We start from the raw sequence: 9,472 nt of genomic DNA, 5'->3' as shown, positions 1-9,472 counted from the left end.
CAGGCGAGCCGCTACAAGTCCGAATTCCTCGCCAATATGAGCCATGAGCTGCGCACGCCGCTCAATTCCCTGCTGATCATGGCGCGGCTGCTGACGGAAAATCGCGCGGGCAATCTGACTGCGGATCAGGTGCGCCATGCCGAAACCATCGAAACGTCGGGCAATGACCTGCTGACGCTGATCAATGACATTCTGGACATTTCGAAGATCGAGGCGGGCAAGCTGGAATTGCAGCCGCGCCGCGTCCGCGTCGTCCCCGTCATCGAAAAGTTGCAGGCGATCTTCGCTCCGTCCGCGCAGGCGAAGGGGCTGGCCTTCCGCATCGAAACCGCGCCCGACGCGGCGGAGATCGAAACCGACCAGCAGCGCGTGGAACAGGTGCTGAAGAACTTCCTGTCCAACGCCATCAAGTTCACTGAAAAGGGCGAAGTGACGCTGAGCGCCGGGCGGGAGGCCGACCGCCGCATCGCCTTTACCGTGCGCGACACCGGCGTCGGCATCCCCGCCGAACAGCAGCAGGTGATATTCGAGGCCTTCCGTCAGGCTGACGGGACGGTCAGCCGCAAATATGGCGGCACCGGCCTTGGCCTGTCCATCTCGCGTGAGCTGGCGCGGCTGCTGGGCGGCGAGTTGCGGGTGGAAAGCGCGGCGGGGCAGGGGAGCGCCTTTACCCTGCTGCTGCCCGAACAGTTCGATCCGGCGCTCAGCCATGTCCCCGCGCTTGCCACGTCCGATCCGGTGCGGCCGCGCCCGTCCAATCCCACGCCCCCCCGGCTGCGGCCAGCGGCGGTGGTGGCGGAGGATGACCGTGAGAAGCTGGCCGGGGATTCGCGCGTCATCCTGATCGTGGAGGATGACCCGGTCTTCGCCCGCATCCTGTGCGACATCGCGCATGAACAGGGCTTCCAGTGCCTGATCGCGGGCACGGCGGACGAAGGCACGCTGATGGCGCGGCAATATGTGCCCCACGCCGTCATCCTGGACATGAACCTGCCCGACCATACCGGCCTGTCGGTGCTCGACCGGATCAAGCGCGATGTGCGCACCCGGCACATTCCGGTGCATGTCGTGTCGGTGGACGACGACAGCCAGGCCGCCCTGTCCAGCGGCGCGATCGGCTATCTGTTCAAGCCGGTGAAGCGCGAGCAGCTGATCGACATGCTCGAAGGGCTGGAAGCGCGCATGGAACAGCGGATGCGCCGCGTGCTGGTGGTGGAGGATGACGCCCAGCAGGCCGAAAGCATCAAGCTGCTGCTGGCGTCGCGCGACGTCGAAACGCTGGAGGCGCATTCGGCCGCCCAATGTTTCGACATGCTGGGCCGCGAAACCTTCGACTGCATGGTGCTGGACCTCAACCTGCCCGATGCGTCGGGGCTGGACCTGCTGGAGCGGCTGAGCGCGGACGAGAGCGTCGGCTTCCCGCCGGTCATCGTCTATACCGGCCGGGATCTGGGCGAGGACGAGGAATTGCGCCTGCGCAAATATTCCAAGTCCATCATCGTCAAGGGAGCCAAGTCCCCCGAGCGGCTGCTGGACGAGGTGACGCTGTTCCTGCACCAGGTCGTGTCCGAACTGCCCGAACCGCAACAACAGCTCATCGCCAAGTCGCTGAACCGGGACGAAGGGCTGGAAGGGCGGAATATATTGGTGGTCGAGGACGACATACGGAACGTTTATGCCCTTACGAGCGTATTCGAGCCTCATGGGGTGCATGTCCGTATCGCTCGCAACGGCCGCGAGGCTCTTGCCGCGCTTGATGAGAGCGCGCGCGGGTCCGCCGCGCCGGTCGATCTGGTGCTGATGGACGTGATGATGCCGGAAATGGACGGCCTCACCTGCACCCGCGAGATTCGCAAGCAGCCCTGGGGCAAGTCCATGCCCATCATCACCCTGACCGCCAAGGCGATGGCGCGCGACCAGCAGGAATGCCTGAACGCGGGCGCGAACGACTATCTTGCCAAGCCGCTCGACGTCGACAAGCTGCTCAGCCTGGTCAGGGTATGGATGCCGCGTTGATCGAGAACCCGGCCTTCCTGCCCCATGAGGAGGTGGAGCTGGATCTGCTGCTGGAGGCGATCTGGCGGCATTATCACTACGACTTTCGCGGCTATTCGCGCGGGTCGCTCCACCGCCGCATGGCCAGGGCGCAGCAGCATTTCGGCTGCGAAAGCCTGTCCCATTTGCAGCATCGTGTCCTGCGGCAACCGGCGGCCTTCGCCGACCTGATGGGCTTCCTGACCATCCAGGTCAGCGAGATGTTCCGCGACCCCGCCTATTTCCGCGCGCTGCGGGAAAAGGTGATCCCGCACCTGCGCACCTATCCCTCGCTCAAGGTGTGGATCGCCGGGTGCGCCAATGGGGAGGAATTCTATTCCCTCGCCATCCTGTTCCGGGAAGAGGGGCTGGAGGACCGCACCATCTTCTATTGCACCGACATCAGCCCCGCCGCGCTGGAACGGGCGGAAGCGGGCATCTACAGCCGGGACCAGATCGCCCATTTCACTGAAAACCATCGCCGTTCGGGCGGCAGGACGTCGCTGTCGGACTATTATACCGCCGCTTACGGGGCGGCCGTGTTCGACAAATCATTGCGCCGCCGCGCCGTTTTTGCTGAACATAATCTGGCAAGCGATGAAGTCTTTTCCGAAGTCCAACTGGTGTCGAGCCGCAACGTGCTGATCTATTTCGACCGCGACCTTCAGGACCGTGCGCTGGGGCTGTTCGGCGGCTCGCTCGTGCGCGGCGGTTTCCTGGGCCTGGGGTCGAAGGAAACGCTGCGCTTTTCCCGCCATTCGGGCGCCTTTGCCGACTTTGACGAGGCGGAGAAGATCTTCCGCCGCAATGGTCAGGCTCTGACGGGGGCAGGCCATGGCTAGCGAATCGGTCAAGATACTGGCGGTCGATGACGTGCCGGAAAATCTGGCGGCGCTCGACGCCTTGCTCAGCCGGGAGGGGCTGGAGCTGTTGCAGGCGCGCTCAGGTGTCGAGGCGCTGGAACTGCTGCTGAAACAGGATGTCGCGCTGGCGCTGCTGGACGTGCAGATGCCCGGCATGGACGGTTTTGAACTGGCCGAACTGATGCGCGGGACGGAACGGACGCGCCGCGTGCCGATCATCTTCCTGACCGCCGTCGCCACCGACGAACGCCGCCGTTTCCGCGGCTATGAGGCGGGGGCGGTCGACTATCTGCTCAAGCCTGTCGATGCGCAGATCGTGCGCAGCAAGGTCGACATCTTCGTCGAACTGTTCCGCCAGCGGCAGGAACTGGCGCGGCAGCGGGACGAACATGCCGCCGTGCTCGCGCGCCTGACCGCCCATGGGGACAATTCGCCGCTGGCCCTGGTGGAACTGGACGCCGGCCAGCGGATCATGTCCTGGTCCAAGGGGGCGGAGCGGCTGTTCGGCTGGCGCGCGGCCGAAGTGGCCGGGTTCAACGCGGTCGAGGTCAAGTGGCTGGATGCCGAACAGGCGGGCGGCTTCACCACCTTGCTGGACGAGATGATCGGCGGCGCGCTGCCCCGCGCGACGCGGACGCTGCGTTTCCATTCGGCGGAAGGATTGCCGCTCGATTGCGAATGCTATTGTTCGGCGTTGCGGGACGCGGCGGGGCGGCTGTTTTCGATCAACCTCCAGATATTGGACGTCACCGACCGCAAGCGCGCCGAGGAAACGCAGAAGCTGCTGGTCGGCGAGCTTAACCACCGGGTCAAGAACACGCTCGCGTCGGTTCAGGCGATCGCGACGCAGACGCTGCGCCATTCGGCTGGCCCTTCGGATTTCGCGCCGACCTTCATGGGCCGCATTCATGCGCTGGCGAGCGCGCATTCGCTGCTGAGCGGCGCGACCTGGCAGGTGGCGAGCCTGCGGGAGCTGATAGAAGGTCAATTGTCGATCGGCGCGATTGAGGCGGACCGGTTCGAAGCGGATGGTCCGTCGGTGGACCTGCCCCCCGAACCGGCGCTGCATCTGGCGCTCGTCCTGCATGAACTGGTGACGAATGCGCATAAATATGGCGCGCTGTCGGTGCCCGAAGGGCGCGTGCATCTGACATGGGAAATCGCCGAGGACCGTCTGGTGCTGAACTGGCGGGAGCGGGGCGGTCCGGCGGTGAGCGCGCCTGCCCGCCGCGGCTTCGGCACGGCCCTGATCGAACGCAGCCTGCGCGCGGATGGCGGGAGCGCGGAGCCGCATTATGAAGCGGACGGGATCGGGTGGACGCTGACGCTCCCCTATATGTCGGGCGCGCGGCATCGCGGACCCCGCCTGCTGCCCCGCAGGGCGCAACGTGGCGGGCGTGCGGCCGCGCCATCATTGGCTGAATTGCGGGGCAAGCGCTTGCTGCTGGTCGAGGATGAGGCGCTGATCGCGTTCGAACTCGCCGCCATATTGGAGGATGCGGGCGTGATGCTGGTCGGGCCGGTCGCGTCCGTGGATGACGCCGTCACGATGATCGGGCGCAAGGAATTTGACGGCGCGCTGGTGGACGGCAATTTGCAGGGCGAACCCGCCGACAGGGTGGCGCAGGCCCTGTCCGACCGGACGATCCCCTTCGTCTTCGTCAGCGGCTATGGCAGCGAACATCTGCCGTCGAGCTTCGATCATGTGCCGGTGGTGGGCAAGCCCTTCGACGCGCAGCAACTGCTGGAAGCGGTCGCGGGCATGTGGAGCGGCAGCCACGAGGTCGCTGCGGCCGGAGCGTAGTGCAGGGAAGCGCCTCTGCTTTTCTGCGGAATGCTCCCGGTCCGGAGCATGTTTGCGTCATCGTCACCTCGGACCTGATCCGGGGTCCCGCTTCTTCTCTGACGCTGCCGAGGCAGCGGGATTCCGGGTGACGGAAAGAAGCCTCAATGCGTAATCCGCGCAAGATGATCACACTTCAGGCATAAGGAAGGGGCTCGCCCTCTCAAGCAAGCCCCCAATATCCGGCTCCTGTTTCGTCAGCCGCCGAAACGGTATTTCAGCTTCAGCCCATACATGCGCGGTTCTCCATAGAGGGAGGACACGACATTGTTGCTGAAGGAGTTGGTATTGCCTACGCGATAAAGCTTGTTCGTAAGGTTATTGGCGAACAGAGTCAGATCGAAGTTGCTCCCTGCTACGCCATTCCAGTTGAGCGACGCGTTCAGCAGGCCATATCCCTTGACGGTGGCCTCCGGTTCGAAAGCGAAAGGCGCGGTATACTGGTCGCTGACGGACGAATAGCTGGCGAACAGCGATAGCTTGCCCATGCTTTCCGGCACCGGCAGATTGATCGATCCATAGATATTGTAGATCCAGGGCGTCAGGAACTGGAACGGAGCGCAGCTGACGTCGACGAATACAGCCGGATTGAACGCAAAGTCTCCATTCGGGCAGGTGCTGACCCCGATCGCGCGAACCTGGAATTTCTTGTAATCGCCGTCTGCATGGCTCAGCGTGCCGCCGATCTCGATCGCTTCCGTTGGGCGGATGGACGCTTCGATCTCCAGACCCTGAATGGTGGCTTCCGCGGCAAAGATCGCTGCCCCGAATGCCGGGGGCAGGCCAGGACGGAGATTGCCATCGGCTCCGGGACGCTGGATATTATTGTACTTCGAATAATAATAGGTCGCGTTGAAGCGGAACGGCACGGCGCCGATCCGCCAGTCGGACTTGAACCCGGCTTCATAGGTTGTCAGCTTTTCCGGCGCGAACGTGGTCGTTTCCGCGCGGACGGCGAAGGTGTTGAAGCCGCCAGACTTGTAACCGCGGCTGACCTTTGCATAGACCAGCACGTCGCGCATCGGCTTGTAATCCACTCCGATCGTCCAGGTCGGCGCTTTGCTCTTGAGCGTAGCGCCGAAGTTGCAGACGACCGCCGGATCGCTCCCTGGCGGTACGACCGTTCCCGCGGTCGTCCCGAATGAGCAGGTGGCCCCGCCATCGGCATTCGCCGCCCAGGAGGAACTGAAACCCCTGATCCTGTCCCAGGTATAGCGATAGCCGCCCGTGACGCGCAGATCTTCGAGCGAGGGAGACAGCGTGCCGAGGTCCAGCGTGGCTTGGGCAAAGAGCGCCTTGGACTGATTGCTCACCCCGGAGCGTCCGTCGGACGGCTCGCAGGTCAGCGCACCATTGAGGGGGTTCACCGTGGGATTGCCGGTCAGTGCCGCCGGGCAGAACTGCGCGGCCCTGGAACCCCAGGGGCCAGCGGGCGTCGCGTTGAAATAGAAGGCGCCAACCGCGAAAGTCAGATGGTCGTCCAGCATCGTGCCTTGAAGCTGCAATTCCTCAGTGAATTGCTTCACATCGTCGCGCGGCAGATTGAAATTCGGCTTGCCGTTCAGATAAACGTTGCCCGGCGTGTTCGGGATACCGAATTCCGCCAGACCTTCGATCGGGAAGTCCGGTAAATCGGCATTCTGCGTGAGCTGATACTGCTGTAGCGGCGTCGCGTCGCTGTCGCCTGCGTAATTGGTCTTGATCTTTTGGAAGCTGATGATGTTGCGCAGCGTCAGTTCATCGTTCAGTTCAATGCCAGTGTTGTTGATGATGCCCCAATTGTCGATCTTGCTGAATCCGTCGACATCCTGGCGGTTGCGGCGCGGGCCGATTTCCTTCGCGATCTCCGTCTGCCTGCGGTAGACATCGCACGACAGCACGCCGGGGCTGGGCGGGCCTTCCGTGCAGAAGCCCTGACCTATCAGGCCGGGGATGTTGAAATAGTTATGAATGTATCCCGCGCCGTTGTTCGACGACTTGGTTCCATATATCAGAAGATAGTTGTCGATCCGCTCTGTAGGCTTGAAGGTGATGCCGATGCGGCCTGAATACCAGTGCGTATCGTCGCGCCACTTGTCCCACACGAGGTCCTTGGTGTAACCGCGCCGGTCCTGGTAAGCGCCCACGACACGAACCATCAACTTGTCTTCGACCAGTGGTACGTTGATGGCGCCTTCGATACTGCGCAGGTCGTAATTGCCGATGCCGCCTTCAATATATCCTTCGAAGCGATCGGTCGGCTTGCGCGGCTGAAAGAGAACTGCGCCGCCGGTCGTATTGCGGCCGAACAGGGTGCCCTGCGGCCCGGAAAGGACCTGGACGCTCTCCATATCGACGAACAGGCCCGGACCGCCTTGCAGGCTGAGCGAAACTGTCGCCGGCAGCGGCACTTCGCCAAGGTAGCTCTGAACGCCTGGCGAGGCGAGGAAGCCGGTCGACTGCCCACGGATGGCGTAGGCCTGAACGTCGCGGCTCGCCTGCCCCTGGTTGCCCGCCGTCAGCGATGGAACGCTGCCATAAAGGTCCTGCGGCTCATTGACGTCCAGCCTTTCCAGCCGTTCCGGCGAAAAGGCCGTGACGACGACCGGCACGTCCTGCGCCCGCTCCTCGCGGCGCTGCGCGGTGACGATGATGTCCGCGCCGGAAATGGTTCTGGCCGATGCGGCATCTGCGGATTGCTGGCCCCCGGCAGTTCCGCCTGGAACATCCTGGGCAATGGCTGCCGGACTTGCAACTAAGACCGCCGTGAAGGCTACGCCCCCCATCAGCGCTGAACGAGCAACACTCGTCATCATCCTCTCCCTAGCTATTCTTTTTGTGATGGCGGCGTACCAAAATGGTCATTCAGGCCACAAAGGCACGACGCACACCCAAAGCCTTTATAGCAGCTTCATTTGACTACGTATAGTAGGGTTAGGTGCACCGGCATTTTCTTCAAATGCGTAACATAAACAGCACTATTCTAAATAAAACGCCACTGTCCTTTAATTTTATGGTGGCATTTCCACGGCCTGAAATCCGCGCTTGTGGATTATACTTCACTCTCTAATACTCGCCCGCATGATTGTGCCGGATCGACCAGCGACCGCGGCGCATGTCGCGGTTCATTATGACGAGCTTGATCTGGCCTACCGCCGGATGTGGGGCGATCATGTGCATCATGGCTATTGGCGCTCCGGCAAGGAAACGCCGCAGGAGGCCGCCGCCGCGCTCGCCGTGCTGGTGGAGGAGCATCTGGCGTTGCGGCCGGGGCACAGGGTCTGCGATATCGGTTGCGGCTATGGCGCGACGGCGGCGGCGATCCTTGGCCGCCATGACGTGACGATCGTCGGCCTCACCCTGTCGGCAGCGCAGCAGCGGATCGCCGATGGCCGCGCTCCGGGCTTTGCCTGGCTGTTGCGGGACTGGCTGGGCAATGGTCTGGAACGCGCCTCCTTCGACCGGGCCTATGCCATCGAAAGTTCGGAGCATATGACCGACAAAGGCCGCTTCTTCACGGAGGCGCGGCGGATATTGCGGCCGGGCGGCAGACTGGTGGTATGCGCCTGGCTGGAGGGGCCGCACGTGACCCCGTGGCAGGTGCGGCACCTGTTGCTGCCCATCTGCCGGGAAGGGCGTCTGCCCAGCATGGGCAGCAGGGAGGATTATGTCGATCTCGCCGCGCGCGCGGGGTTCGTGCTGACAGGCTATCAGGATATCAGCAGGCAAGTCCGCCGCACCTGGCTGCTCTGCCTTATGCGCTTGATGAAGGGACTCGCGATCGACCGTGACATCCGCCGCCTGGCGCTCAGCCGTGCCACGCGAAGCCGCGATTTCATGTTCAGCCTGCCACGCCTCCTCATCGCCTCGCGCACCGGAGCGATGCGCTACGGCGTGTTCCAATGGGAAGCGCGCTGAATGAACCTGACAGGTTCATGAGGAGGGTGAGGCTCATGGCGAAGCTGGCCGCCAGATCGCGGCAAGAGGAGCAGATGGATGCGCCGGACCTCGACCCCGCCATCTACGAACGGGTGCTTCACGATCTGGCGCGGGTCAACCGCTGGACCTTTACCGCCTGGCCCGCAAAGGCCTTTCTCGGCCGGGTCATCGGCTCTGCCAAGCGGTTCAGTCTGCTGGATGTGGGCTTTGGCGATGGCGACATATTGCGCGCCATCGCGGGCTGGGCGCAGCGGCGCGGGATCGAGGCGCAACTGGTTGGTGTCGATCTGAATCCGAAAAGCCTGAACGCTGCACGCAACGCCACGCCCCCTGAACTGTCCATCGATTACCGCATCGGCGATTATCTCGATCAACCGGAGCGGTTCGATTTCATCATTTCCAGCCAGGTCACCCACCATATGACCGATGCGCAGTTGATGATGTTCCTGCGCCATATGGAAAGCAACGCAAGGCGCGGCTGGTTCATATGCGACCTTCACCGGCATGGCTTCGCGCATTGGGGCTATCCGCTATTGGCGCGGCTGCTGCGCGTGCACAGGATCGTGCGGGAAGATGGCCAGCTATCCATCGCGCGCTCCTTCCGCCCGCAGGAATGGCGTGATCTGGTGCAGCAGGCGGGCATCGCGCCCGATCAGGTCAGGATCGTCCGCCGCTTCGCCTTCCGCCTGTGCGTCGAGCGGGTGCGGGAAATGCCGCTCAATCCCTGACGATCCGGGTGAGTCTGGCCGCGCGCGTCCCCAGCCGGGGCATCAGCCGCAGCGCCGCCATCATCGCCCTGCGTGGCAGTGGCGAG

General features: G+C 63.3%; 6 protein-coding genes. 5 read left to right on the top strand and 1 reads right to left on the bottom strand.

Going from position 1 to position 9,472, the window contains the following annotated elements; all coding sequences use genetic code 11:
* From L288_RS39050 to L288_RS39040, 3 genes are all read left to right on the top strand, one after another.
* Positions 1-2,016, top strand: a 2,016-nt coding sequence (locus L288_RS39050; protein ID WP_021239604.1) for a response regulator, incomplete at its 5' end; no start/stop codon positions are given.
* On the top strand, positions 2,001-2,876 hold the full coding sequence (locus tag L288_RS39045) for a CheR family methyltransferase (RefSeq protein ID WP_021239603.1): 876 nt from the start codon (positions 2,001-2,003) through the stop codon (positions 2,874-2,876). The genes L288_RS39050 and L288_RS39045, both read left to right, overlap by 16 nt.
* The gene (locus L288_RS39040; protein WP_021239602.1) at positions 2,869-4,701 is read left to right on the top strand and encodes a response regulator; all 1,833 of its coding nucleotides are present in this window, start codon (positions 2,869-2,871) and stop codon (positions 4,699-4,701) included. The genes L288_RS39045 and L288_RS39040 overlap by 8 nt, the downstream gene beginning before the upstream one ends.
* A 236-nt stretch (positions 4,702-4,937) precedes the next feature.
* Here the strand turns inward: L288_RS39040 and L288_RS39035 are convergent, their stop codons facing one another.
* On the bottom strand, positions 4,938-7,535 hold the full coding sequence (locus L288_RS39035) for a TonB-dependent receptor (protein ID WP_031304823.1): 2,598 nt from the start codon (positions 7,533-7,535) through the stop codon (positions 4,938-4,940).
* A 265-nt stretch (positions 7,536-7,800) separates the two neighbouring features.
* Between L288_RS39035 and L288_RS39030 the strand changes: the two genes are divergently transcribed.
* Together L288_RS39030 and L288_RS39025 are read left to right on the top strand one after the other, a co-directional pair.
* Positions 7,801-8,637 carry a class I SAM-dependent methyltransferase gene (locus L288_RS39030; RefSeq protein WP_021239600.1) on the top strand — a complete coding sequence of 279 codons (837 nt, stop codon included), beginning with the start codon at positions 7,801-7,803 and terminating at the stop codon, positions 8,635-8,637.
* A gap of 35 nt (positions 8,638-8,672) precedes the next feature.
* Positions 8,673-9,386, top strand: a complete 714-nt coding sequence (locus L288_RS39025) for a methyltransferase domain-containing protein (protein WP_021239599.1) — start codon at positions 8,673-8,675, stop codon at positions 9,384-9,386.
* Positions 9,387-9,472: the final 86 nt, after the last annotated feature.

The sequence above is a fragment of the Sphingobium quisquiliarum P25 genome (genome assembly GCF_000445065.1).
Lineage (GTDB): Bacteria > Pseudomonadota > Alphaproteobacteria > Sphingomonadales > Sphingomonadaceae > Sphingobium > Sphingobium quisquiliarum.
The sequence above is the reverse complement of the archived record's forward strand: the minus strand, read 5'-3'. Positions and strand labels throughout refer to the sequence as shown.

Coding starts and splice junctions, on each gene's coding strand:
- L288_RS39045 (WP_021239603.1), top strand. CDS start 2,001: ATGGATGCCGCGTTGATCGAGAACCCGGCCTTCCTGCCCCATGAGGAG.
- L288_RS39040 (WP_021239602.1), top strand. CDS start 2,869: ATGGCTAGCGAATCGGTCAAGATACTGGCGGTCGATGACGTGCCGGAA.
- L288_RS39035 (WP_031304823.1), bottom strand. CDS start 7,535: ATGATGACGAGTGTTGCTCGTTCAGCGCTGATGGGGGGCGTAGCCTTC.
- L288_RS39030 (WP_021239600.1), top strand. CDS start 7,801: ATGATTGTGCCGGATCGACCAGCGACCGCGGCGCATGTCGCGGTTCAT.
- L288_RS39025 (WP_021239599.1), top strand. CDS start 8,673: ATGGCGAAGCTGGCCGCCAGATCGCGGCAAGAGGAGCAGATGGATGCG.